Source organism: Rhodococcus sp. MSC1_016 (assembly GCF_023667485.2).
Classification (GTDB): Bacteria; Actinomycetota; Actinomycetes; order Mycobacteriales; family Mycobacteriaceae; genus Rhodococcus_F; species Rhodococcus_F oxybenzonivorans.
Genome location: NZ_JAMOZI020000001.1, coordinates 5,972,885 through 5,997,359 on the forward strand (window position 1 = coordinate 5,972,885; position 24,475 = coordinate 5,997,359).

21 protein-coding genes are annotated in these 24,475 nt (G+C 65.4%); 15 read left to right on the forward strand and 6 right to left on the reverse strand.

The window, feature by feature from the left end; translation table 11 throughout:
- Nucleotides 1–5: 5 nt before the first annotated feature.
- The 6 genes from lpdA to L1080_RS28005 form a co-directional block, all read right to left on the reverse strand.
- Nucleotides 6–1,415 carry a dihydrolipoyl dehydrogenase gene (lpdA, locus tag L1080_RS27980; protein ID WP_250767007.1) on the reverse strand — a complete coding sequence of 470 codons (1,410 nt, stop codon included), beginning with the start codon at nucleotides 1,413–1,415 and terminating at the stop codon, nucleotides 6–8.
- Between the two features lie 9 nt (nucleotides 1,416–1,424).
- The gene (locus tag L1080_RS27985; protein WP_250767011.1) at nucleotides 1,425–2,987 is read right to left on the reverse strand and encodes a 2-oxo acid dehydrogenase subunit E2; all 1,563 of its coding nucleotides are present in this window, start codon (nucleotides 2,985–2,987) and stop codon (nucleotides 1,425–1,427) included.
- A 1-nt stretch (nucleotide 2,988) separates the two neighbouring features.
- Nucleotides 2,989–4,020 (reverse strand): alpha-ketoacid dehydrogenase subunit beta, encoded by a 1,032-nt coding sequence (locus L1080_RS27990; protein ID WP_159922996.1) that lies wholly within the window; start codon nucleotides 4,018–4,020, stop codon nucleotides 2,989–2,991.
- A 14-nt stretch (nucleotides 4,021–4,034) separates the two neighbouring features.
- Entirely contained in the window at nucleotides 4,035–5,000 is a 966-nt protein-coding gene (locus L1080_RS27995) for a thiamine pyrophosphate-dependent dehydrogenase E1 component subunit alpha (RefSeq protein ID WP_250767014.1), read from the reverse strand.
- 270 nt (nucleotides 5,001–5,270) lie between these two features.
- Nucleotides 5,271–6,662 (reverse strand): cytochrome P450, encoded by a 1,392-nt coding sequence (locus L1080_RS28000; RefSeq protein ID WP_250767029.1) that lies wholly within the window; start codon nucleotides 6,660–6,662, stop codon nucleotides 5,271–5,273.
- 91 nt (nucleotides 6,663–6,753) lie between these two features.
- Nucleotides 6,754–7,197: a hypothetical protein gene (locus L1080_RS28005; protein WP_250767031.1), complete on the reverse strand. Its 444-nt coding sequence runs from the start codon at nucleotides 7,195–7,197 to the stop codon at nucleotides 6,754–6,756.
- 202 nt (nucleotides 7,198–7,399) lie between these two features.
- On the opposite strand from L1080_RS28005, the gene L1080_RS28010 reads away from it, so the two are divergent.
- The 15 genes from L1080_RS28010 (at nucleotide 7,400) to nuoN (ending at nucleotide 24,396) form a co-directional block, all read left to right on the forward strand.
- Complete coding sequence (locus tag L1080_RS28010; RefSeq protein ID WP_250767033.1) at nucleotides 7,400–7,822, forward strand: Rv3143 family two-component system response regulator; 423 nt, start codon at nucleotides 7,400–7,402, stop codon at nucleotides 7,820–7,822.
- Between the two features lie 289 nt (nucleotides 7,823–8,111).
- The gene (locus tag L1080_RS28015; RefSeq protein WP_109335456.1) at nucleotides 8,112–8,471 is read left to right on the forward strand and encodes an NADH-quinone oxidoreductase subunit A; all 360 of its coding nucleotides are present in this window, start codon (nucleotides 8,112–8,114) and stop codon (nucleotides 8,469–8,471) included.
- Between the two features lie 85 nt (nucleotides 8,472–8,556).
- Nucleotides 8,557–9,111: a NuoB/complex I 20 kDa subunit family protein gene (locus tag L1080_RS28020; RefSeq protein ID WP_109334497.1), complete on the forward strand. Its 555-nt coding sequence runs from the start codon at nucleotides 8,557–8,559 to the stop codon at nucleotides 9,109–9,111.
- Between the two features lie 176 nt (nucleotides 9,112–9,287).
- Nucleotides 9,288–10,004, forward strand: a complete 717-nt coding sequence (locus tag L1080_RS28025; RefSeq protein WP_250767035.1) for an NADH-quinone oxidoreductase subunit C — start codon at nucleotides 9,288–9,290, stop codon at nucleotides 10,002–10,004.
- Nucleotides 10,004–11,344 carry an NADH dehydrogenase (quinone) subunit D gene (gene nuoD, locus L1080_RS28030; RefSeq protein WP_250767037.1) on the forward strand — a complete coding sequence of 447 codons (1,341 nt, stop codon included), beginning with the start codon at nucleotides 10,004–10,006 and terminating at the stop codon, nucleotides 11,342–11,344. The genes L1080_RS28025 and nuoD overlap by 1 nt, the downstream gene beginning before the upstream one ends.
- Complete coding sequence (gene nuoE, locus L1080_RS28035; RefSeq protein ID WP_109334491.1) at nucleotides 11,341–12,315, forward strand: NADH-quinone oxidoreductase subunit NuoE; 975 nt, start codon at nucleotides 11,341–11,343, stop codon at nucleotides 12,313–12,315. Before nuoD ends, nuoE begins: the two co-directional genes overlap by 4 nt.
- Nucleotide 12,316: 1 nt before the next feature.
- A complete protein-coding gene (gene nuoF, locus L1080_RS28040; RefSeq protein WP_159923010.1) occupies nucleotides 12,317–13,615 on the forward strand; it encodes an NADH-quinone oxidoreductase subunit NuoF in 1,299 nt (432 codons plus the stop codon).
- Between the two features lie 8 nt (nucleotides 13,616–13,623).
- Nucleotides 13,624–16,110, forward strand: coding sequence for an NADH-quinone oxidoreductase subunit G (locus L1080_RS28045; RefSeq protein WP_308202111.1), 2,487 nt, complete (start codon nucleotides 13,624–13,626; stop codon nucleotides 16,108–16,110).
- A 5-nt stretch (nucleotides 16,111–16,115) separates the two neighbouring features.
- Entirely contained in the window at nucleotides 16,116–17,459 is a 1,344-nt protein-coding gene (gene nuoH / locus L1080_RS28050) for an NADH-quinone oxidoreductase subunit NuoH (RefSeq protein WP_284707526.1), read from the forward strand.
- On the forward strand, nucleotides 17,452–18,051 hold the full coding sequence (gene nuoI, locus L1080_RS28055) for an NADH-quinone oxidoreductase subunit NuoI (RefSeq protein ID WP_250767042.1): 600 nt from the start codon (nucleotides 17,452–17,454) through the stop codon (nucleotides 18,049–18,051). The genes nuoH and nuoI overlap by 8 nt, the downstream gene beginning before the upstream one ends.
- Nucleotides 18,045–18,929: an NADH-quinone oxidoreductase subunit J gene (locus L1080_RS28060; protein ID WP_250767045.1), complete on the forward strand. Its 885-nt coding sequence runs from the start codon at nucleotides 18,045–18,047 to the stop codon at nucleotides 18,927–18,929. The genes nuoI and L1080_RS28060 overlap by 7 nt, the downstream gene beginning before the upstream one ends.
- Nucleotides 18,926–19,225, forward strand: coding sequence for an NADH-quinone oxidoreductase subunit NuoK (gene nuoK, locus L1080_RS28065; protein ID WP_109334483.1), 300 nt, complete (start codon nucleotides 18,926–18,928; stop codon nucleotides 19,223–19,225). Before L1080_RS28060 ends, nuoK begins: the two co-directional genes overlap by 4 nt.
- 1 nt (nucleotide 19,226) lies before the next feature.
- Nucleotides 19,227–21,155: an NADH-quinone oxidoreductase subunit L gene (gene nuoL / locus L1080_RS28070; protein WP_250767048.1), complete on the forward strand. Its 1,929-nt coding sequence runs from the start codon at nucleotides 19,227–19,229 to the stop codon at nucleotides 21,153–21,155.
- Complete coding sequence (locus tag L1080_RS28075; RefSeq protein WP_201453394.1) at nucleotides 21,152–22,753, forward strand: NADH-quinone oxidoreductase subunit M; 1,602 nt, start codon at nucleotides 21,152–21,154, stop codon at nucleotides 22,751–22,753. Before nuoL ends, L1080_RS28075 begins: the two co-directional genes overlap by 4 nt.
- Nucleotides 22,750–24,396: an NADH-quinone oxidoreductase subunit NuoN gene (gene nuoN, locus L1080_RS28080; RefSeq protein ID WP_250767051.1), complete on the forward strand. Its 1,647-nt coding sequence runs from the start codon at nucleotides 22,750–22,752 to the stop codon at nucleotides 24,394–24,396. Before L1080_RS28075 ends, nuoN begins: the two co-directional genes overlap by 4 nt.
- Nucleotides 24,397–24,475: the final 79 nt, after the last annotated feature.

A 24,475-nucleotide genomic window follows, 5' to 3' on the forward strand; every position in this document is an offset into this window, starting at 1 on the left:
GGTTGCTACATGTTGATCGGGCGACCCAGCGCAGCCAGTACCGATTCGTGCATGGCCTCGGACAGCGTCGGGTGCGCGAAGATCACTTCCGCAAGGTCGTCACCGGTGGCCTCCAGCGATCGGGCGATGCCGAAGCCCTGGATCTGTTCGGTGACATCAGGACCGACCATGTGCGCGCCGATGAGCTCGCCGCTGTCGGCGTCGAAGATCGTCTTGACGAACCCGTCGGCCTCGCCGATTGCGAGCGCCTTACCGGACGCCTGCAGATCGAACTGCCCGATTTGCAAACGACGACCGGTGCCGCGCGCCTGGTCCTCGGTGAGCCCGAGGCTGGCCACCTGCGGCCGCGCGTACGTGCAGCCCGGCACGTAGTCCTTGTCCAACGGGATCACGTGCTCGGCACCCGCCAGCTTGTCGACACACAGCACACCTTCGTGGCTGGCCTTGTGCGCGAGACACGGACCGCCCGCGACATCACCGATCGCGTAGACCCCGAAAGCGGTGGTGCGGCACCACTGGTCGGTGGTGACGAAGCTCCGGTCCACCTCGACTCCGATGTCCTCGAGCCCGAGGTCTTCGACGTTCCCCTGGATTCCGGCGGCGACGAGAACCCGGTCGACGGTAACTTCTTCCACCGTGCCGTCTGTCGACGTCACAGTTACTGCGACCGAATCCGTCCCGACCGTCAGGTCGGACACCGAGGCGCCGGTGCGAATCGTGATACCTCGCTTCTCGAACTGCCGTCGCACGTGTGCGGCGACGGCGGCGTCCTCGACGGGCATGATCTGCGGTGCCACTTCGACAATGGTCACCTCGCTGCCGAGGTCCCGGTAGAGGCTCGCGAACTCGACACCGATGGCACCGGATCCGATGACCAGCAACGACTTCGGGAGTTCCGTCGGGACGAGGGCATCGAAGTAGGTCCAGACCCGTTCGCCGTCGGGGGTCACTCCGGGAATCGACCGCGGACGCGCACCGGTCGCCAGAATGATGTGATCGGCCCGGTACTCGGTGGCCGGCACCGACTCGTCCTTCCCGGACCTGACGCCGACGACGCCCTTGTCGATTAGCTTGGCGGTGCCGGTGATCACGTCGACGCCGTTCTTCTTCATCAGGTAGCCGATGCCATCGGACAACCGGCCCGACACCCCACGGCTGAACTCGACGAGCTGCGTGATATCGAATTCGATTCCGCTAGCGGTGAATCCGAGCGGACGCAGGTTCGCCAGGGCGTGTGCGACGTCGGCGCCGTGAAGCAGGGCCTTGGTGGGAATGCACCCCCAGTTGAGGCAGATGCCGCCGAGCCGGTCCCGTTCGATCACCGCGGTGCGGAGTCCGTGTTGAGCGGCGCGGATGGCGGCGACGTAGCCGCCGGGACCGCTACCGATTACCAGGACGTCGTATTTGTCAGTCATCGTTGCTCCCTAGACCAGCATCAATGCCGGCGACTCGACAAAGCGCTGCAGCTCCTGCAGGAACGTAGCGCCGAGAGCGCCGTCGATCACCCGGTGGTCGCAGGACAGGGTGACGGTGAGCATTGTGCGGGTCACTATCTGACCGTCGACGACGACCGGGCGCTGGTGTCCGGCACCGACCGCGAGAATGGCGCCCTGCGGAGGGTTGATGATCGCGTCGAATTCACGCACACCGAACATCCCGAGGTTGGAGACGGTGAACGTTCCGCCCTGGAACTCGTCGGGGCTCAGCTTCCCGGCCTTGGCCTTCGTCACCAAAGAGTGCACTTCTCCGGAGATTTCCGCGAGAGTCTTACTCTCTGCGCCCCGGACGATCGGCGTGATCAGGCCCGACGGGAGGGCGACGGCCACCGAGATATCCGCGCTCGCGTACCGCAGCACCGACTGCGCCGCTTCGTCGAACTGCACGTTGACATCGGGCACCTTGCGCAGCGCCGCCGCGCACGCTTTGACGACGAAGTCGTTGACCGACAACTTGACCGCGGGAACGGTCGCGTTGATCTGTGTGCGCAGTGCAAGGAGGTTGTCGATCTGCAGGTCGGCGGTGAGCCGGAAGTGCGGGGCGTTGCGCTTCGACTCCTGCAGTCGCCGACCGATCGCCTTGCGCATCGCGGTGAACGGAATCGTCTCGTATCCGGGTGCAACCTGCGCGGTGTCCTCGCCGGCGAGGGGTGTGATTACCGGGTCCGGCAGCAACCGGAACTTCCGCTCGGCTTCCCGGATGTCCGCTTCACAGACCCGGCCGCGGGATCCGGTTGCCCGGCAATCATGCAGATTGATGCCGAGGGTTCTCGCCAGGCGCCGAGCCACCGGTGTGGCGTCGATCGTGCTGTCGTCCTGGGTGGAGCGGCCGGGCACACCCGAACGCGCCGGAGTGGGTGCTTGCGCGACGGTGCCGCCCGCCGCACGGATCGCGTCCTGAACGTCCTGGACGGAGATCCGGCCTTCTCGACCACTACCTGCGACGAGTCCCAGGTTTATCGTCAGCTCGTCTGCCAACCTGTGCGCGTGCGGGGTGGCGAACACGTCATCCTCGGTCCGACCCCGCAGCGACTGCGGAACGGTCGTCGTCCCGCCTGCAGTTGCTCCGGTGTTCGTGCCGGCAGCCGGCGCAGATTCCTGTGCCGCGGGTGCGGACGGGGTGCGCTTGACATCCGGCTCGGCAGGTGTGGGCTGCCCGCCCGGGGACCGCTCGGACTCGGTGGGCACCGGTACCTGATCTGCCCCGATACTGGTCAGGACTTTCTCGATCTCCGCATCGGACACGGCGGCCTCTGCCGATACCGCCAGCACCGCACCGACCGGCAACGTCTCACCCGGCTTGGCGACCACCCGCCTCAGCACGCCGTCGAACGGCGCCTCCAATTCGTTGGTGATCTTGCTGGTCTCGATCTCGCAGAGCAGGTCGCCCTTCGCGAAGGAGGTTCCCTCCTCGATCAGCCACTCCGTCACGGTGCCCTCGTCCATGGACAGGCCCCATTTGGGAACTTCGATCAGTTTGATGTCACTCATGTCAGGCACTCACGACCTTGCGGATGGCTGCCTCGATACGGGCGGCGTTCGGCAGCCACGCCTGCTCGAGCACCGGAGAGAACGGCACCGGCGTGTGCGGCGGGGTGACCAACTCGATGGGGGCCTTCAACGAGCCGAACGCCTGCGTGGCGATCAGGGCGGCGACGTCGTGCCCGAATCCGCATCGCGCCGCGGATTCGTCGACGATGACCACCCGGCCGGTTGAAGCGACCGATTCGAGGATGCCCTCCTCGTCCAGCGGTGAGACGGTGCGGGGGTCGACGACCTCGACGGAGATGCCTTCGGTGGCGAGTTTGTCGGCGGCGGCATTGGCGGCATTGACCATGGCCGAGAGCGCGACGACCGTGACGTCCGTGCCTTCACGGGTGTAGTTGGCGACGCCGAACGGGATCGTGTACGGGGCGTCGGGCACCTCACTCTTGAGGTCGTACAGGGTCTTGTGTTCGCAGAACACGACGGGGTCGTCGTCGCGGATCGACTGGATGAGAAGACCTTTCGCGTCGTACGCGTTGGACGGTGCGACGACCTTCAGGCCGGGGACGGCGGCGAACACGTTGTACGGGGACTGCGAGTGCTGGGCGGCTGCGGAGAATCCGGCACCGATCATGCCGCGCACCACCATTGGGGTGCGTGCCTTGCCGCCGAACATGTACCGGAATTTGGCGGCCTGGTTGTAGAGGGCGTCGTAGCAGACTCCGAAGAAGTCCATGAACATCAATTCCGCGACCGGGCGAAGTCCGGTGAGCGCGGCACCCGCGGCCATACCGATGATCGCGGACTCGGTGATCGGGGTGTCGATGACACGCTCGGAACCGAATTCCGTCCACAACCCTTTCGTCACACCGAGCACACCACCGAACGCTTCGACTTTCCCGGATTCGAGTTCCGGGTTGGTGCCCGCCTGGCCACCGCGCAGATCCTCACCGATCTGCACTACAGTCGCGTCGCGCTCCATCTCCTGGGCGAGTGCGGCCTTGATTGCTTCGCGATACGTCGTTTTCGACGTGGTCATCTCTGTTCTCACTCTCAGTACGACACGTAGACGTCGGTCAGAAGGTTTTCCACCGGGGGGTAGCTCGCGGCGCGCGCTTTCGCGACGGCGTCGTCGACCCGCGCTCGGGCATCGGTCTCGATCGCGTCGAGTTCCTTTCCGGAGACCTTCTTGCTGTCGTCGTGGTTGCGGAAATTGAGCAGCGGGTCCTTGGTCTGCCGGATCTCGGCCACCTGGTCCGCCGTGCGGTAGAGCTGCGCATCGCCCTCGAAGTGACCGTGCCAGCGGTGCGCGACGGCCTCGATCGTGGATGGGCCCCGACCGCTGCGAGCTCGCTCGACGGCCTCCCGCGTCGCCTCGTACACGGCGAAGAAGTCGGTGCCGTCGACCGTGGCCGCCGGCATGCCGAACGACGACGCCCGGTCCGCGATGCTCGGGGCGCCCACGGCGTAGTCGCGTCCGGTGGCCTCGCCGAATCCGTTGTTCTCGATCACGAACACAATCGGGAGGTCGAGAACCACGGCCATGTTCATGGCCTCGAACACGGTGCCCTGATTGGACCCGCCGTCTCCGGTGAACGATGCTGCGACGCCACCATTGCCGAGGGTCTTGGCGCTCAGCGCGGCTCCGATCGCGAGAGACGGGGCACCGCCGACGATGGCGTTCGCTCCGAGCATGCCCACCGACAGGTCGGCGATGTGCATCGACCCGCCCTTGCCGTGGCAGAGCCCGTCGTCCTTACCGAAAATCTCTGCCATCATGCCGTGGAGGTCACAGCCCTTGGCGATGCAGTGACCGTGCCCGCGGTGGGTCGACCCGATGTAATCGGTGTCCTCGAGGTTCTCGCATACACCGACGGCAATGGCTTCCTGCCCCGAGTACAGGTGGATGAACCCCGGGATGTCGCCCGTGGCGTTCTCTTCGTGCAAACGGTCTTCGAACGCCCGGATCTCGGCCATCTTCCGATACGCGCTCAATAGTGCACTTTTGGTCAGCGCCATTGCTCTCCTCTGTTTCTGCGTTGGGGCCGCGTTGCTGGGCCCGCCTCCGATTACGACGACGCTGCAACTTCGTTGTCGCCCGCGACCTCGTGTAACCCGGGTCATGAATGTAGGGCGATATGACGCACGCAATAAAGGTTGCAGCGGATTGCAATCAGGACGCCGCCCAGCGGAAGGAGGCGTCGGGCTGGTTCGGACGGAGGCCGCCCAGGAGATCAGAACGAGACGGCGGCAGAACGCAGTGACTCCGCGGAAAGAAGCGTCGACCCCTTACGTCGAGGTGACGCGGAAGCGGAGTCCGAAGTTGTTCAGGGTCGGGGGCAGTGGCTGACCCGGCGTCAGTGCGGGGGTGGAGGTGAGCTCGAACTCGGCGGCCTCCAGCATCAACGCCAGCACGGTGCTCGTCACGAACAACACGAGGTTGCGGCCCGGGCATTCGGCGGGGCCGGCGCTGAAAGGCACCAGCTCGGGGCGGGACTGCGCAGTCCCGTCGAGCCAGACCTCCGGCGCGAAGCCGTTGGCGAACGAGAACGTTCGGTCATCACGATGGAAGGCGGGGGCGAGGATCATGAAGGCGGTTCCAGCAGGAATGGTGAACTCGCCGTCGCCGGAACCCCACGTGGTGTCGCGGGTGGAGTCCCGCAGAATGGTCGGCGTCGTCGGCCACAACCGCACCGACTCGAGCACGCACGCGCGAAGATACGGGTACTGCTGGGGCACTGTCGTATCCCAGGCGGCAACCTCCTCGCGGGCGAGCCGACGCTGCTCCGGGTGTGTGGACAGCAGTGCCAGAGCGCGACTGGCGGCGATGCCCGCCGCATCGAAAGCGAAGAGCCAGTGCGGTATCTGGCCGACCGGGTCGATGGCCCCTCCGGCCGGTAGGGCGGCCAGGGAACTGACCACTGATCCAGGCTCGGCCTTGTCGACGTAGGAGTACAGGCTTTCGATGAACCGGTCACGGAGCTTGCGTGGCGGTGGAAGGAAATACGACCAATTGCCGTTGGCCCGAAGCTTGTGCAGCTGATCGGTGACCGCGTGGTCGTCGCGAGCCGACTTTCCGAGGACGATCTGGCGGACCACCCGCCACCAGGTGCGGGTGAACTCGTCGTTGTCGAGTGTTCCCTTCGACTGCGCGGACGCCAGCAGGGCAGCAACCTCGTGCCGGATCACCTCGACCATCGGATCGGCCAGGTGATGCATCGCGTGCGAGGTGTCGAGAGCCTCCTCGTTGATGCGCCTTCGTTGCTGTCGAACGTGTCCCTCCGAGATCAGCACGCCGTGCGGTTGGAAGGGCGACAGTGCACCCTTCTTCTCCCGGTTGGCGGGGTTGAACGGTTCGGGTGTGCCGTCGAGGACTCGGCCGGCATCGTCGCCGGTCAACACTACTGCCAGCCGCCGCTTCGGAAGCTGTAGTTGCAGCGGTCCCGGCCCATAGCGCTCCCGCAGCCGGCGCACGAAGGGCACGGTGGGCGCATCGGCGCCGAGTCGCTCCAGGACGGCCATCATCGAGGGACGCCGCGCGATGACACCGGCGGCGATCGGGGTGAAGCCGAGTACTGCCGCGATGCGGAGTGCTTCGAGTCCCGAGACTGTCGGACCACCCCCGGGGGTGGCGGTCTCGGAGGCACGGTGCTCAACGTCTCGCGCGGTGTTGGTCGCCATGGAGGTCGTGGTACCCGCAGCCGTCATGGGTAAACAGAAGGGGTCCTCGCTCAGGGTCCGTCCGGGCAGGAACTGGCCACCGCGCGCCGAGTCACACCCCGGGGCAGAGGAACTGACGTGCGCGGTTCCAGAAGGGGAACACCTGGGGGCTGCCGGCCTCCGGATGGTCGCGTCGAGCGAGTTCGACGAACTCGAGGATCGTCTTTCCCGAGGTCTCCGAGAGTCGGCAGGCTTGGAGGCTCAGCTTCGCCGACGCCGCGAACCCGATGTCCCGCGCGTAGGGTCCGAGGTCGCTGGTATCGACGAAATTGTCGAGCCGTTCTCCCCACCGGTTGTACGAATACTGCAGGTCGAAGTCGCAGCCCGGCGGAAAGAGTTCACGGCAGGTCATCGGTCTACCGTCGATCATGAACGTTTTGTCCTCCATCGGCCGCGCGGCGGTGTCCTGCGGCGTCCGGGACGTGAAATAGAACAGGGCAACCGCCACCGCGCACAGTGCAAGCACCACCAGCAATGTCGACGCGAAACGCCTCATGGCCGTACCGTCCGTTCGATCGTCGTAGTTCGAGATCGTGTATCCATCCTGACGGATGTGACGCGGCGCCGGTAGCGGTGCTCGACGCCGGTGCGGGTGCTCTGCTGGGCGGCCCGGGTGGCGCGCTCCACCACCTCGTCCGCGCCGGATCATCGGCGAAAGCAACGCGATCCGGCCGTAGCCGGCCGGTAGCATCGGGTCCGTGACCGACGCGACCGCCCGTCCCAGCCGCCCCACCTCGCTGCGCGTCCTCGTCTACAGCGACGACCCGAACACACGTCGGCAGGTCGTGTCGGCTCTGGGTAAGCGTCCGCATCCCGATCTGCCGGATCTCGAGTACGTGGAAGTGGCGACCGGACCGGTGGTGATCCAGCACTTGGATGCGGGCAAAATCGACTTGGCCATCCTGGACGGTGAGGCATCCCCGGTCGGCGGAATGGGGATCGCCAAGCAGTTGAAAGACGAGATCGACCCGTGCCCGCCCGTCCTCGTGCTGACCGGGCGAGCTGACGACGCGTGGCTGGCCAACTGGTCGCGGGCCGAGGCTGCGGTTCCTCACCCGATCGACCCGATCAGGCTCGGCGAGGCGGTCGTCGCGCTGCTCCGCACGCGTATCTCGTCTTAGGGTCGGCTCTCCGAACCTCGCTTCTCGGGGGCGGGTGCCATCAGTGCGTGAAATCCGCTTGACCAGCGTCTTTGCCCTCTTGCCTGCCCTGTGTGAGCTGTCGTGTGACCGATGCGGCCCTGGGGAATTACACCCGCGTAAATCTCTGGGGAACTGCGGGCGCTGAAACCGAGACAAGATCGCCGAAACCGGTAGTCTGTGTCTCAACTCACATATCTACGCGCTGAGGGATTCTCGGCTCGAGGAGATGGGGTATCGCGGCCAGGCTTCGCAGGGAGGTGCTCAGCGCATGAACGTCTACGTGCCGATTCTCGTGCTCGGAGCAATTGCTGTCGCATTCGCGGTCGTATCGGTGATCTTGGCGTCGGTTGTCGGTCCGAAGCGCTACAACCGGGCCAAGCTCGACGCCTACGAATGCGGAATCGACCCCACCCCGCAACCGGTGGGTGGCGGCCGTTTTCCCGTGAAGTACTACCTGACCGCCATGTTGTTCATCATTTTCGATATCGAGATCGTGTTCCTTTATCCGTGGGCGATCCATTTCGATGCCCTCGGCTTCTTCGGTCTCGTTGCTATGGCTCTCTTCATTTTCAGCGCTGCGGTGGCCTACGTGTACGAGTGGCGGCGGGGCGGTCTCAGTTGGGATTAGGTGTCTTTTCGATCGCTCGCAGCGCTCGCATCTGACGGGCCGCGAAGCGGATGAATAGCGAAACCGGAAGTAGGAAGAGTCGGATATGGGTATCGAGGAGAAGGTGCCGAGCGGCTTTCTGCTGAGCACGGTGGAAGGTCTGGCCGGTTACGTACGGAAGGGCTCCCTGTGGCCCGCGACTTTCGGCCTCGCGTGCTGCGCGATCGAGATGATGGCCACCAGTGCCGGCCGGTTCGATATTGCCCGATTCGGGATGGAAGCATTCCGGGCGTCTCCGCGGCAGGCCGACCTGATGATCGTCGCCGGTCGGGTCAGCCAGAAGATGGCGCCGGTGCTGCGCCAGATCTACGACCAAATGGCGGAGCCGAAGTGGGTGCTGGCAATGGGTGTCTGCGCCTCCTCGGGGGGCATGTTCAACAACTACGCCATCGTCCAGGGAGTCGACCACGTGGTGCCGGTGGACATTTATCTGCCGGGCTGCCCTCCGCGGCCGGAGATGTTGTTGCACGCCATCTTGAAGTTGCACGAGAAGATCCAGGAAATGCCGCTGGGCGTGAACCGTGAAGAGGCGGTACGTGCGGCGGAGGAGGCCGCCCTGGCCGTCACTCCGACGATCGAGATGAAGGGCCTACTCCGATGACCGCCGCTGTGGTGTGCTCGGCCCGCGGAGCCTCGGCTGGGGTGTTGTGCGCGGCCCGCGGAGCCTGGACTGAGGAGCGAGGGAGCGAAGCGAGTGAGTGACGAGGGAAGGGTCCGCGATACAGGCCGAGCACCCGCGAGCGGAGCGAGCCATGTCTCAGCGAGGGAGCGTAGCGAGTGAGTGACGAGGGAAGGGTCCGCGATACAGGCCGAGCACCCGCGAGCGAAGCGAGCAGTGTTTCTGAAGTAATCAGCGTTCGCCGCGGGATGTTCGGTGTGCGGGGCAGTGGGGATACGTCGGGGTATGGGCGGTTGGTGAGTCCGGTGGCGTTGCCGGGCAGTTCTCCTCGCCCGTTTGGTGGGTATTTCGATGAGGTGGCGGATGCCCTTGGGGCGGCGTTGGCGGAGCGGGGTGTGGGGGAGGCGATCGAGCGGGTTGTCGTTTTCCGTGACGAGTTGACGTTCCATGTTCGCCGGGAGTGTTTGCCGGAGGTGGCGCGGGCGTTGCGGGATGATCCGTCGTTGCGTTTCGAGTTGTGTTTGGGGGTCAGTGGGGTGCATTACCCGCAGGAGGTGGGCCGGGAGCTGCATGCGGTGTATCCGTTGATGTCGATTACGCATAATCGCCGGGTTCGTGTGGAGGTGGCGATGCCGGATGCGGATCCGCATGTGCCGTCGTTGTATGGGGTGTATCCGACGAATGATTGGCATGAGCGGGAGGCGTTCGACTTTTTCGGCATTGTGTTCGATGGTCATCCGTCGTTGACTCGGATCGAGATGCCTGATGACTGGTCGGGTCATCCGCAGCGGAAGGACTATCCGCTGGGCGGTATTCCTGTGGAGTTCAAGGGTGCGGAGATAGCGCCGCCCGATGAGCGGAGGGGGTACAACTGATGGGCGAGGGTGGGGCGCGGACGGAGCGACCGGAGGTGATGGTCACTGTCGCCGGGCAGGATTGGGACGAGATCCTCGCGGCGGCGAGGGTGCCTGCGGAGGGTACCGCGCAGGGGACGGGCGAGGAGCGGATCGTCGTCAACATGGGACCTCAGCATCCCTCTACGCATGGTGTTTTGAGGCTCATCCTGGAGATCGAGGGTGAGACGGTCACCGAGGCGCGCTGTGGAATCGGGTACTTGCACACGGGGATCGAGAAGAACCTGGAGTACCGCAATTGGACTCAGGGTGTCACGTTCGTGACGCGGATGGATTATTTGTCTCCGTTTTTCAATGAGGCGGCGTACTGCCTGGGCGTGGAGAAGTTGCTGGGTGTCACCGACGAGATCCCGGAGCGGGCCACGGTTGTCCGGGTGATGCTGATGGAACTCAACCGCATTTCGTCGCATTTGGTGGCGTTGGCGACGGGTGGCATGGAATTGGGTGCCGTCACCGCGATGTTGTTCGGTTTCCGTGAGCGTGAGCTGATCCTCGATGTTTTCGAGACCATCACCGGTCTTCGGATGAATCATGCTTTCATCCGGCCGGGTGGGCTGGCTCAGGATCTTCCGGCCGGTGCTGTCGAGAAGGTTCGTGAGTTGCTGACGGTGCTGCCGTCACGGATTCGGGACATGGAGAACCTGCTCAACGAGAACCGGATCTGGAAGGCCCGCACCGAGGGCATCGGCTATTTGGATCTCACGGGTTGTATGGCGCTGGGGATCACCGGTCCGATGCTTCGTGCCACCGGCTTGCCGCACGACCTTCGGAAGTCGGAACCTTACTGTGGGTACGAGAATTATGAGTTCGACGTCTGTACCCATACCGGTTGTGATGCTTACGGCCGGTATCTGATTCGGGTGGACGAGATGAAGGAGTCGCTCAAGATCGTCGAGCAGTGCCTCGACCGGTTACGCCCCGGCCCCATCATGATCGAGGACAGGAAGATCGCCTGGCCGGCGGATCTGGCGTTGGATCGTGACGGATTGGGAAACTCCACCAAGCACGTGCGCAAGATCATGGACACCTCGATGGAGGGGTTGATCCACCATTTCAAGTTGGTGACCGAGGGTTTCCGGGTGCCGCCAGGCCAGGTCTATGTGGCGGTGGAATCGCCGCGAGGAGAACTGGGCGTGCACATGGTCAGCGACGGCGGCACCCGCCCGTATCGGGTGCACTACCGCGACCCCTCGTTCACCAACCTGCAGGCGGTGGCCGCCATGTGTGAGGGCGGCATGGTGTCGGACGTGATCGCCGCGGTCGCCAGCATCGATCCCGTCATGGGCGGAGTGGACCGATGAGCTCCCTGCCGAGAAGTCAGAGTCCGGCGCCCGCGACCGCAGCAAGCAAGAGCACACCGGTGTTCGTCGAGTTCGGACCACGGCCCGAGGAGAACAACCAACTCGTGTGGCCGGGTGCGCGGGAGAGTTATCCGCCGGAGGTGCGGGCCAGGCTGGACGGAGAGGCCGCGGAGATCATCGGCCGCTACCCGAAGCCCGGGGCGGGGCCAGGAGAGCGACCGCAGAACACTGCGCGGTCCGCGTTGCTGCCCCTGCTGCACCTGGTGCAGGCCGAGGACGGGTACATCAGTCCGGCGGGTGTGGACTTCTGCGCCGATCAGCTCGGTCTCACCGGGGCCGAGGTGGCGGCGGTGGCCACCTTCTATTCGATGTACCGGCGCTCTCCGACCGGTGACTACTTCGTCGGGGTCTGTACCAACACGTTGTGCGCGATCATGGGCGGTGACGCGATCCTTGCGGCGCTCGAGGATCACCTCGGTGTGCGACCGGGTGAGACTACGCCGGACGGCAAGGTCACGGTGGAGCACATCGAATGCAACGCGGCCTGCGATTTTGCTCCTGTCGTGATGGTCAACTGGGAATTTTTCGACAACCAGACCCCGGAGTCGGCCCGCACGCTGGTGGATTCACTGCGGTCCGGTGAGAAGGTGACACCCAGTCGGGGAGCGCCGCTGTGCACGTTCCGCGAGACGGCTCGCGTGCTCGCCGGATTCCCCGACGAGCGACCGGGAGCGTTGGAAGCCGGCGGCGGCGCCGGTCCTGCCACCCTGGCGGGGTTGCACGTCGCCCGAGAACTCGACATGGATGCGCCTTCCCCGCCGGCCGGGCCGTCGGGGTCGGGGCCGCACGCCGAGATCGGCAAGCCGTTGGCGACCGAGTCGACGAAGGACAAGCCGGCTCCCGCACCGTCCGAGCCGACGCCGCCGCACCAATCCACCTCCGGAACCGACCCGACACGCAAGGGAGACTGAGGTGCCGCTGACTCCTGTCCTCAGCCGGTACTGGGACGATCCCCAGTCCTGGACTCTCGACACCTACCACCGCCACGACGGGTACGAGGCGCTGCGCAAAGCGCTGAAGATGCAGCCGGACGAGGTCATCGACACGATCAAGGACTCGGGACTGCGGGGGCGTGGTGGTGCCGGATTCCCGACCGGGGTGAAGTGGGGTTTCATTCCGCAGGACGACGCCAAACCGCACTATCTGGTGGTCAATGCGGATGAGTCCGAGCCCGGCACCTGCAAGGACATTCCGTTGATGCTGGCCACCCCACACGCACTCGTCGAGGGCGTCATCATCGCCGCGTACGCCATTCGCGCCGGTCACGCCTTCATCTATCTGCGCGGTGAAGTGGTGCCTGTGCTGCGTCGCCTGCAGGCCGCGGTATCCGAGGCTTACGCCGCCGGGTACCTGGGCCGCAACATCCTCGGCAGCGGGTACGACCTCGACCTCGTCGTCCACGCGGGCGCCGGCGCGTACATTTGCGGTGAGGAAACTGCTCAGCTCGATTCCCTGGAGGGCCGTCGCGGACAACCCCGTTTGCGGCCCCCATTCCCCGCGGTGGCCGGGTTGTACGCCTGCCCGACGGTCGTCAACAATGTCGAATCGATCGCGAGCGTGCCGCCGATTCTTCAGAACGGGGTCGAGTGGTTCCGTTCGATGGGCACCGAAAAGTCACCCGGTTTCACTCTCTATTCGCTGTCCGGACACGTCAGCCGGCCCGGGCAGTACGAGGCGCCGCTCGGCATCACGTTGCGGGAGCTCTTGGAATATGCGGGGGGAATACGCGCCGGGCATCAGCTGAAATTCTGGACCCCGGGTGGTTCGTCGACCCCGATGTTCACCGACGAGCACCTCGACGTTCCGCTCGACTACGAAGGTGTGGGTGCTGCAGGATCGATGCTCGGCACCAAGGCTTTACAGCTGTTCGACGAAACCACCTGTGTGGTGCGCGCGGTGCTGCGCTGGACCGAATTCTATGCCCACGAATCATGCGGCAAGTGCACGCCCTGCCGGGAAGGTACGTACTGGCTGGTGCAGATTTTGCAGCGACTCGAAAGCGGGGGAGGTTCCGAGACCGACCTCGAGAAGTTGCTCGACATTTCCGACAACATCCTCGGAAAGTCGTTCTGTGCCCTCGGTGACGGAGCGGCAAGCCCGATCATGTCTTCCCTGAAGTACTTCCGGGACGAGTATCTCGCGCACTTCGAACAGGGCGGCTGCCCATTCGACCCGCACCAGTCAACTCTCATGGCAGGAGTTCCCGCGTGACAGCCCAGGTGCCTGCGAGCGCAGCGAGCAAAGACGCACCCCCAGTGCCCACGAACGAGGTGAGCCTTGTCATCGACGGCGTCGATCTCAGCGTTCCCAAGGGCACGTTGGTCATTCGTGCCGCCGAGCTGGCCGGTATCCAGATTCCGCGTTTCTGTGATCACCCGCTGCTCGATCCGGTGGGCGCCTGCCGACAGTGTCTGGTCGACGTGGAAGGGCAGCGGAAGCCGTTGGCCTCCTGCACGACCACCGTCACCGACGGCATGGTGGTTCGCACTCAGCTCACCTCGGCTGCCGCCGACAAGGCGCAGAAGGGTGTGATGGAGTTGTTGCTGATCAACCATCCGCTCGACTGCCCGGTCTGCGACAAGGGCGGCGAGTGTCCTCTGCAGAATCAGGCCATGTCGAACGGGCGTACGGAGTCTCGTTTCGAAGAAGTCAAACGCACCTTCCCCAAGCCGATTCCGCTGTCCTCGCAGGTGTTGCTGGACCGGGAGCGGTGCGTGCTCTGCGCCCGGTGCACGCGTTTCTCCCAGCAGGTTGCCGGCGATCCGTTCATCGAACTTCAGGAGCGGGGTGCGCTGCAGCAGGTCGGCATCTATGCCAAGGAACCGTTCGAGTCGTATTTTTCCGGCAACACCGTACAGATTTGTCCGGTCGGTGCGCTGACAGGTGCCGCCTACCGGTTCCGGGCGCGTCCGTTCGACCTCGTCTCCAGCCCGAGTGTCTGCGAGCACTGCTCGAGCGGTTGCGCGCAGCGCACCGACCATCGCCGCGGCAAAGTGCTACGACGGTTGGCCGGTGACGATCCGCAGGTCAACGAGGAATGGAACTGTGACAAGGGGCGGTGGGCCTTCACCTACGCCACCGAGAGCGACCGTCTCACTACCCCATTGGTTCGCGATGACACGGGTGCTCTAGTGCCGGCTTCGTGGCCGGAAGCCCTTTCGGTCGCGGCCCGGGGGTTGGCGGCCGCGCGCGGAAATGCGGGGGTTCTCGTCGGCGGGCGGGCCACGGTAGAAGACGCGTACGCCTACGCCAAATTCGCGCGGGTTGCGCTCGGTTCCAATGACATCGACTTCAGGATCCGCGCGCATTCGGCAGAAGAGGCCGAGTTCCTGGCGGCACGGGTCGCGGGCCGCGGACTGGAAGTGACCTACGACGATCTGGAGAAAGCGCCGGCCGTCCTGCTCGTCGCGTTCGAGCCCGAAGAGGAGTCGCCCATCATCTTCTTGCGGCTCCGCAAGGCTGTACGCAAGAGCGGGCACGGCGTGTACTCGATAGCGCCCTTCACCACCCGCAGCCTGACGAAGATGTCGGGCCGGTTGCTGCGTGCGGTACCGGGAGAGGAGGCGGCGTTGCTCGACGCGCTCGTCTCCCACCCGGAGACGAGACTCGACGAACAGGGCGCGGCACTCGCGGAGGCGTTGCGCCAACCCGGTGCGGTCATCCTGGTCGGTGAGCGCCTGGCGACCGTTCCCGGTGGGCTTTCCGCCGCCGCGCGCCTCGCCGACGCCACGGGAGCTCGCCTGGCATGGGTGCCGCGGCGGGCCGGTGAACGGGGTGCGGTCGACGCAGGCGCCCTGCCCACACTTCTACCCGGGGGTCGGCCTCTCGACGATCCGGAGTCCCGTCGACAGGTGGCGGAAATGTGGAACGTGCCCGAACTGCCGTCGACTCCCGGTCGTGGAACAGCAGAAATTCTGGCCGCGGCAGCAGCAGGCACGCTCGGTGCACTGGTAATTGCCGGGGTAGAGGTCAGCGATCTGCCCGATCCGCGGGCCGCCCTGTCGGCAGTCGAGGCGGCGGACTTCGTCGTCAGTCTGGAATTGCGCAGCAGCCAGGTGACCGAACGGGCGGACGTGGTCTTCCCCGTGGCACCAGTGGTGGAGAAACCGGGCACCTTCCTCGACTGGGAGGGCAGGCCGCGCGTGTTCGAGGCGGCCCTGCGTGGGACAGGGGCCATGCCCGACCAACGGGTCCTCGATGCCCTTGCTTCCGAGATGAACATCCGGCTCGGACTGCCGGATGCTGCGGCGGCACGCGCGGAGCTGGGGCGGCTCGACCGCTGGGACGGGGAGCGACCGGCCGGGCCCGCGTATTCTCCGGGGGCGACGCCCCAGGCCGGACCCGGTGAAGCGGTTCTGGCGACTTGGCGGATGCTCCTCGATTCCGGACGTCTGCAGGACGGGGAACCCCATCTGGCCGGGACCGCTCGAACACCGGTTGTCCGGTTGTCGGCCGCGTCGGCCGCCGAAATCGGTGCCGCCGAGGGTTCCTCGGTAACCGTGAGCACCGACCGGGGATCGGTCACCCTGCCGCTGGTTGTCACCGATCTGCCCGATCGAGTGGTGTGGCTTCCCCTCAACTCGCCAGGATCCGCAGTCTTCCGGCAACTCGCAGAGCCGATGGGAACCGTCGTCCGCGTCGCGAACGCCGTCGGTGCCGAGGCGACGCGGTCGTCGCCGACGAATGCGCCCGAGGAGGTCTCGTGACCGTTCTGTCGCTCGACTATCCCGACCCGACGTTGTTCGGCCACGACCCGTGGTGGCTGACCCTCGGGAAGGCCCTCGCCGTCTTCGTGTTCCTCATCCTGACTCCGCTGATCGCGATCCTCGCCGAGCGCAAGGTCATGGCCCGGATGCAGATGCGGATCGGCCCCAATCGGGTGGGACCCGGGGGCATGCTGCAGAGCCTCGCCGACGGGGTCAAGCTGGCGCTGAAGGAGGGCATCACCCCGAAAGGCGTCGACAAGCCGATTTATCTGCTTGCGCCGATCATCGCAGCGGTGCCCGCGTTCATGGCCTTCGCCGTCATCCCGTTCGGCCCGGAAGTCTCGATCCTCGGCCACCGCACGGCACTTCAGCTGACCGACCTCCCCGTGGCCGTCCTCTACGTCCTGGCGGTCACCTCGGTCGGCGTCTACGGGATCGTCTTGGCCGGGTGGGCGTCGGGCTCCACGTACCCACTGCTCGGTGGGCTGCGCTCGACCGCCCAGGTGATCTCGTACGAGATCGCGATGGCGCTGTCGTTCGCCGCCGTGTTCCTGCATGCGGGCACGATGTCCACGTCGGGGATCGTGGCGGCGCAAGACCGCATCTGGTACGTCTTTCTGTTGCTCCCCTCATTCCTCATCTATGTCACCTCGATGGTGGGGGAGACGAACCGCGCCCCGTTCGACCTGCCCGAGGCCGAGGGCGAACTCGTCGGCGGATTCCACACCGAGTACTCCTCGCTGAAATTCGCCATGTTCATGCTCGCCGAATACGTGAACATGGTGACGGTGTCAGCGCTCGCCACCACCCTGTTCCTCGGTGGCTGGCATGCGCCGTGGCCCTTCAGCATGTGGGACGGCGCCAATTCGGGCTGGCTGCCCGTGTTGTGGTTCACCCTGAAGGTCTGGGGATTCCTGTTCGTGTTCATCTGGTTGAGGGGCACGCTTCCGCGACTGCGCTACGACCAGTTCATGAACATGGGCTGGAAGATACTGATACCGGTGTCGCTGGTGTGGATCATGATCGTCGCGACGGTGCGGGCCTTCCGCAACGAAGGGTACGACTTCTGGCCGGTCGCCCTCGTCACCGCCGGCGTGACCGTCGGACTGGTGGTGCTCGCCATGTTGTGGAATCGGCTACGACGCAGGCAAACCCGTGTACCCGACCACGATGCGACGGGCCGAGCCGGAGAAGACGTTCCTGCGGCTGGCACGTTCGACCCCATGGCCGGAGGTTTCCCGGTGCCGCCGTTGCCCGGCCAGCGCTCACCGGTGCCCCCACGCACCCCCGTCACCGTGGGTCGTTCCGCAGGCTCCGCTCGAATGAACAGGGAGGACAGCGATGTCTAAGTTCCTCGACCCCATTGCCGGTTTCGGAGTGACGTTCTCGACGATGTTCAAGAAACCGAATACCGAGTACTACCCGGAGGAGAAGACCCCGACCGCTCCCCGCTACCACGGCCGGCACCAGCTCAACCGTCACCCGGACGGGTTGGAGAAGTGCATCGGGTGCGAACTGTGCGCCTGGGCGTGCCCCGCCGACGCCATCTATGTGGAGGGTGCCGACAACACGGCGTCGGAGCGTTATTCGCCGGGTGAGCGGTACGGCCGGGTGTATCAGATCAACTACCTGCGCTGCATCGGCTGTGGGCTCTGCATCGAAGCGTGCCCCACACGGGCGCTGACGATGACCAACGAGTATGAGATGGCCGACGACAACCGGGCCGATCTCATCTACGACAAGGACCGGCTACTCGCGCCCCTCCAGCCGGACATGACGGCCCCGCCGCACCCGATGGCTCCCGGCACCACCGCGGAGGACTACTACCGCGGCACCGTGACGGCGGCGGCGCCCGCAGACACGCCTGCCGCGGAAGCCGAAGACGACGAACGGCAGGTCGAGGTGAGCGAGACGATCAGGAAAGAAGAGGCGCGGTGGTGACTTCCCTGTCTTCCGCCATCCTGGCCGCGGAGCCCCTCACCCGGACGTCGACGGGTGAGGCTGTCCAATTCTGGATCCTCGGCGCGGTGGTGGTCATCGGTGCTGTGGGAATGGTCATTGCGCCGAAGGCGGTGTACTCGGCCATCTTCCTCGCCATGACGATGATCATCCTGGCCATCTTCTACATCGCCCAGGGCGCATTGTTCCTCGGTGTCGTGCAGGTCGTGGTCTACACCGGCGCCGTCATGATGCTGTTCCTGTTCGTGCTCATGCTCGTCGGCGTCGACTCGTCCGACTCGCTGGTCGAAACGATACGAGGCCAGCGGACCGCCGCGATAGCAGCGGCAATCGGGTTCGGACTCCTCCTGATCGGCGGCCTCGGCAATGCGTCGACGCAGTGGGCGCGCTCGGCCGAAGGGCCCGGCTTCACCGATCTGGAGCAGGCCAACGCCGGCGGGAATGTCGAGGGCCTCGCCGAGCTGATCTTCCTGCAGTACGTCTGGGCCTTCGAACTGACCGGTGCATTGCTGATCACCGCAACCATCGGCGCCATGGTGCTGGCCCATCGCGAGCGGTTCGACACCCGCAAGGGGCAGCGCGAGTTGTCCCAGGACCGCTTCCGTCGATGGGCGGAACGGACCGTCGGCGACACCCCCGACGCCCACGTCACCCCCCTACCGAGTCCGGGTGTCTACGCACGGCACAACGCCGTCGACATGCCGGCCCTGCTGCCGGACGGTTCGTATTCACGGCTGTCGGTCAGCCGGGTGCTTCACCAGCGCGGACGCCACCCCATCGGAGCCGTGCCCGAAGAGAACAACGGCGAGAGTATCCCACCGGCACAGTCCACCGCGCCCGGTGAGGAGGGCACACGATGAACCCGGAAAACTACCTGTATCTGTCCGCCCTGCTGTTCACAATCGGCGCGGCGGGGGTGCTTCTCCGACGCAACGCCATCGTCGTGTTCATGTGCATCGAGTTGATGCTCAACGCCACCAACCTGGCCTTCGTCACCTTCTCCCGGATGCACGGCAACCTCGACGGGCAAGTCTTCGCGTTCTTCACCATGGTCGTCGCAGCGGCCGAAGTGGTGGTCGGACTGGCGATCATCATGACCATCTTCCGCTCGCGCCGATCGGCCTCGGTCGACGACGCCAACCTGCTGAGGTACTGACATGAGTGGGGGGATTGCGTCGCTGGTCTGGCTGCTGCCCGCACTACCGCTCTTCGGCGCTGCCGTCTTGCTCCTGACAGGCCGCCGCAGCAACAGGTGGGGACACCTGCTCGGGTGCGGGACCGCGCTGGCTGCCTTCGCGCTGGGCCTCGCGCTCTTCGTCGATATGCTGGGCGCGGACGAAGCCGATCGCGCGGTACACCAAAACCTGTTCAGCTGGGTTCCCGTGGCAGGCCTGCAAGTCGACTTCGGACTCCAACTCGACCAGCTGTCCATCTGTTTCGTGCTGCTGATCACCGGCGTCGGTTCGCTGATCCATATCTATTCCATCGGCTACATGGCCCACGGCCCCGACCCCGCTGGCCGCACCACCGGCCCCGCGCCTGGTAGACGTCTGTTCTTCGCCTACCTCAACCTGTTCCTCGCCGCGATGCTCCTGCTGGTGCTCGCCGACAATTACCTCGGCCTGTATGTGGGCTGGGAGGGCGTCGGTCTCGCTTCCTATCTGCTCATCGGCTTCTGGCAGTACAAGCCGACGGCAGCGACCGCCGCGAAGAAGGCTTTCGTGGTCAACCGGGTGGGCGACATGGGGTTGGCCGTCGCGATGATGATCATGTTCGCGACCTTCGGCACCATCTCCTTCGCCGGGGTCTTCGGCGGCGCGGAGGCTGCGGGTCAGAACATCACCACAGCAATCGGATTGACGCTTCTTCTCGCCGCCTGCGGCAAGTCGGCGCAGCTGCCGCTGCAATCGTGGCTCGGCGACGCCATGGAGGGACCCACCCCCGTGTCGGCCCTCATCCACGCTGCCACCATGGTCACCGCCGGTGTCTACCTCATCGTCCGGTCCGGGCCGATCTTCGACCTGGCACCCACCGCTCAATTGGCCGTCGTCACCGTCGGAGCCGCCACCCTGCTGTTCGGGGCGATCATCGGCTGCGCAAAGGACGACATCAAGAAGGCGCTGGCCGCCTCGACCATGAGTCAAATCGGATACATGGTGCTGGCCGCCGGACTCGGTCCGGCCGGATACGCATTCGCGATCATGCTGCTGCTGGCCCACGGCTTCTTCAAGGCCGGACTGTTCCTCGGAGCCGGCTCGGTGATGCACGCCATGAACGACGAGACCGATATGCGCCGCTACGGCGGACTCCGCAGCGTCATGCCGATCACCTTCGCAACGTTCGGTCTCGGATACCTGGCGATCATCGGAATTCCGCCCTTCGCCGGGTTTTTCGCCAAGGACCCGATCATCGAGGTGGCCTTCGCTGCCGGGGGCGTCAAGGGCGTGATCCTCGGGACCGCCGCACTGCTCGGCGCCGGAATCACTGCCTTCTACATGACCCGAGTCATGCTCCTGACGTTCTTCGGGGATCGGCGTTGGGCGGCCGACGCACATCCGCACGAGTCGCCCCGGGTCATGACGATTCCGATGATCGTCCTCGCGGTCGGTTCGGTCGGTTCCGGTGCGGCACTGGCCATCGGGTCGTCGTTGGTGAACTGGCTGGAGCCCGTCGTCGGCGCTCACCACGAAGAAGCAGCGATCCCGGTGTGGATGATGACCGTCCTCATCCTGGTGGTCGTACTCGCCGGTGTTGCCGCGGCCTATCGGCAATATGCCGCGAGGGAAGTGCCCGACACCGCGCCGGTAGCGGTCTCCCCGCTGACCGTCGCAGCACGCAACGACCTTTACGGTGACACGGTCAACGAGGCGATGGTGATGCGCCCCGGCCAGCACCTGACCCGGCTACTGCTGTACTTCGACAACAAGGGCGTCGACGGGGTGGTCAACGGCTTCGCCACCGCAGTGAGTGGGGGGTCGGGGTTGATCAGGCGCCTGCAGACCGGGTTCGTCCGGTCGTACGCACTGTCCATGTTCACAGGTGCGGCACTCGTGGTCGCCACGATGATGCTGGTGAGGCTGTGGTGAACAACTTTCCCTGGCTGACGGTCCTGTGGCTGCTGCCGATGGTCGGCGCCGGTGTGGTTCTGGCAGTGCCTGCGCCCAGACGGCACCTCGCCAAGTCGATTGCCCTGGGTGCTTCGGTAGCCGTTCTCGTTCTCGCGTGCGGGCTCGCGGCCGGATTCGATGCGGGCGGCGAGCAGTATCAGTTCGTCGAGTCCCATTCGTGGATACCGGCATTCGGTACCGGATACACCCTGGGCCTGGACGGCATCGCGCTTGTGTTGGTGCTGTTGACCGCGGTGCTGGTACCGCTGCTGCTCCTGGCGGGCTGGAACGACGGCCACGACGCCCCCGACTACACGCAGCGGCGGGTGGCCCATACGTATGTGGCGCTGATCCTGATGGTCGAGGCGATGGTGCTGGTGTCGTTCACCGCCCTCGACATCCTGCTCTTCTACGTGTTCTTCGAGGCGATGCTCATCCCGATGTACTTCCTCATCGGGGGTTTCGGTGGGGCACGCCGCTCGTATGCCGCGGTGAAGTTCCTGTTGTACAACCTGTTCGGTGGCCTGATCATGCTCGCCGCAGTGATCGGCCTGTATGTCGTGACCGCCGACGGGGGCACCGGAACTTTCGACTTCAGAGAGGTCGTGGCAGCCGCATCCGCGGGGGAACTCGGTGCCGACCCCGCCGTGCTCAATGCACTGTTCCTCGGGTTCATGTTCGCCTTCGCCGTCAAGGCGCCGCTGTGGCCGTTTCACTCCTGGCTCCCCGACGCGGCCGTGGAGGCGACCCCGGCGAGCGCGGTGCTGATGATGGCCGTCGTCGACAAGGTGGGTACCTTCGCGATGCTGCGGTACTGCCTCCAACTGTTCCCCGAGGCGTCCGCGACGTTCGCGCCACTGATCGCCACGCTGGCGGTCATCGGCATCCTCTACGGTGCGGTGCTCGCCATCGGTCAGACCGACATGATGCGGCTGATCGCGTACACGTCGATCTCGCATTTCGGGTTCATCATCCTCGGCATCTTCGCCATGACCAGTCAGGGCCAGGCCGGCTCGACACTGTACATGGTCAACCACGGAATCTCGACTGCCGCATTGTTCCTCATCGCCGGATTCCTGATCTCCCGCCGCGGCACGCGCCTCATCGACGCCTACGGCGGCGTGCAGAAGGTGGCACCCGTTCTGGCCGGCACCTTCCTCGTCGCCGGCCTCGCGACGCTGTCCCTGCCCGGGCTGGCACCCTTCGTCAGTGAATTCCTCGTCCTCGTCGGCACGTACCCGCGCTACCAGGTTGCCGCTGTATTCGCGGCCGGTGCACTCGTCCTCTCCGCCGTCTACGTGCTGTGGCTGTACCAGCGGATGATGACCGGGCCGATCACCGAGGACAACGAGAAGGTTCGGGACCTCGTGCCCCGTGAACTTGCTGTGGTCGCACCCCTCATCGCTCTCCTGATCATCCTCGGTGTGTATCCCAAGCCTGCCCTGGATGTGATCACCCCCGCGGTCGGTCAGATCCTCACGACGATCGACCGTCAGGACCCGGCGCCCACTGTTCCCACCGACCCCCGCAGCGGCTCCGTAGCCGAGCAGGCACCGGACGGAGGTACTCACCCATGAGTGCTCGTACATATTGGGTCGGGCGTTCCGACACCTTTCTCGCCCAGAGTCCGGCGCTGCCCACCCCGGACATCGAGTACGGCCAGCTTTCCCCGATGCTCATCGTGTTCGGCGTCGCCGTGGCCGCCGTGCTCGTCGAAGCCTTCCTGCCGCGCCGAGCCCGGTACACGAGTCATCTCGTTCTCAGCCTAGGTGGTCTCGCGGCGGCGTTCGTCGCTGTCGTCCTGCTCGCGGGAACACGTAGCTCCGCGGTCATGGGCGCCGTGATCATCGACGGACCCACCTTGTTTCTGCAAGGAACCATTCTGCTGGTCTCGATTCCGGCAATCCTGCTGATTGCCGAGCGAGGTCTCGACCGGATGCGGATGTCGGCCGGTGTGGCGGTGAGTGCCGGCCGGTCTACTGCCGACGACGACGTGGTGGCGGATGCCTTCGCCCCTCAAGCGGCGGCCCTTCCCGGGAGTGCAGCCGAACGGGAGGCCGAGGAGGCTGGCGCCGCCCAGACCGAGGTCTTCCCCCTCACGCTGCTCGCGATAGGCGGGATGCTGCTCTTTCCGGCCGCGGGCGACCTTCTCACCATGTTCGTCGCCCTGGAGGTGCTGTCGCTGCCGCTGTACCTGCTGTGCGGACTGGCCCGCCGCCGTCGCCTGCTGTCCCAGGAGGCTGCGCTCAAGTACTTCCTCCTCGGCGCCTTCTCCTCGGCGTTCTTTCTCTACGGAGTGGCACTGCTCTACGGCTACGCCGGGACCGTCCGACTGGCGGGAATCGCCGATGCCGTCGCCGACCGTTCCGGAAACGAGGGGCTGGCCCTGATCGGCACCGGACTGCTCGCCGTCGGCTTGTTGTTCAAAATCGCTGCGGTGCCGTTCCATTCGTGGATACCGGACGTTTACCAGGGTGCTCCTACCTCGATCACCGCGTTCATGGCGGCTGCTACCAAGATTGCGGCCTTCGGCGCGATGCTCCGCATCTTCTACGTCGCACTCCCAGATCTCCGCGACGACTGGCGGCCCATGCTGTGGGTGGTCGCCATCCTCACCATGGTCGTCGGCGCCGTCCTGGCGGTGACTCAGACCGACGTGAAACGCATGCTCGCGTACTCGTCGATTACGCACGCCGGCTTCATCCTCACGGGTCTCATCGCCGCCAATGACGCCGGGTTGTCGTCGACGATGTTCTACCTCCTCGCCTACGGTTTCAGCACCCTGGGCGCCTTCGCGGTGGTCACCCTCGTCCGGGACGCCGACGGAGAGGTCACAGAGATGTCGCGTTGGGCGGGACTGGGTAGACGTTCACCCCTCATCGGGGTGGTGTTCGCGATGTTCCTGCTCGCTTTCGCCGGTATCCCCTTGACCAGTGGGTTCGTCGGCAAGTTCGCGGTCTTTCAGGCCGCGATCGAGGGCGGCGCCACCCCGCTGGTCCTCGTCGGCGTGGTGAGCAGCGCCATTGCGGCGTTCTTCTACGTGCGCGTCATCGTGCTGATGTTCTTCTCGGAGCCAGGGGACGACGCGCCCACCGTGGTGATCCCCAGCGTGCTGACCACCGCCGCCGTCACCGTCTCCGCCGTGGTCACCATCGTGCTGGGCATCCTGCCGCAGACGGCGCTCGATATCGCAGAGCAGGCGGCAGTGTTCGTGCGCTGAGCCGGGCCACCGATCCGCCTGGGAACGACGGGTGTGTCGCGCTCAGAAAATGGTCCCGAGATTGCCCTGCAGCAGGGCC

Excerpts from the sequence above, each read along its gene's own strand:
- lpdA (WP_250767007.1), bottom strand. The coding sequence starts at position 1,415 with ATGACTGACAAATACGACGTCCTGGTAATCGGTAGCGGTCCCGGCGGC.
- L1080_RS27985 (WP_250767011.1), bottom strand. The coding sequence starts at position 2,987 with ATGAGTGACATCAAACTGATCGAAGTTCCCAAATGGGGCCTGTCCATG.
- L1080_RS27990 (WP_159922996.1), bottom strand. The coding sequence starts at position 4,020 with ATGACCACGTCGAAAACGACGTATCGCGAAGCAATCAAGGCCGCACTC.
- L1080_RS27995 (WP_250767014.1), bottom strand. The coding sequence starts at position 5,000 with ATGGCGCTGACCAAAAGTGCACTATTGAGCGCGTATCGGAAGATGGCC.
- L1080_RS28000 (WP_250767029.1), bottom strand. The coding sequence starts at position 6,662 with ATGGCGACCAACACCGCGCGAGACGTTGAGCACCGTGCCTCCGAGACC.
- L1080_RS28005 (WP_250767031.1), bottom strand. The coding sequence starts at position 7,197 with ATGAGGCGTTTCGCGTCGACATTGCTGGTGGTGCTTGCACTGTGCGCG.
- L1080_RS28015 (WP_109335456.1), top strand. The coding sequence starts at position 8,112 with ATGAACGTCTACGTGCCGATTCTCGTGCTCGGAGCAATTGCTGTCGCA.
- L1080_RS28020 (WP_109334497.1), top strand. The coding sequence starts at position 8,557 with ATGGGTATCGAGGAGAAGGTGCCGAGCGGCTTTCTGCTGAGCACGGTG.
- nuoD (WP_250767037.1), top strand. The coding sequence starts at position 10,004 with ATGGGCGAGGGTGGGGCGCGGACGGAGCGACCGGAGGTGATGGTCACT.
- nuoE (WP_109334491.1), top strand. The coding sequence starts at position 11,341 with ATGAGCTCCCTGCCGAGAAGTCAGAGTCCGGCGCCCGCGACCGCAGCA.
- nuoI (WP_250767042.1), top strand. The coding sequence starts at position 17,452 with ATGTCTAAGTTCCTCGACCCCATTGCCGGTTTCGGAGTGACGTTCTCG.
- nuoK (WP_109334483.1), top strand. The coding sequence starts at position 18,926 with ATGAACCCGGAAAACTACCTGTATCTGTCCGCCCTGCTGTTCACAATC.
- nuoL (WP_250767048.1), top strand. The coding sequence starts at position 19,227 with ATGAGTGGGGGGATTGCGTCGCTGGTCTGGCTGCTGCCCGCACTACCG.
- nuoN (WP_250767051.1), top strand. The coding sequence starts at position 22,750 with ATGAGTGCTCGTACATATTGGGTCGGGCGTTCCGACACCTTTCTCGCC.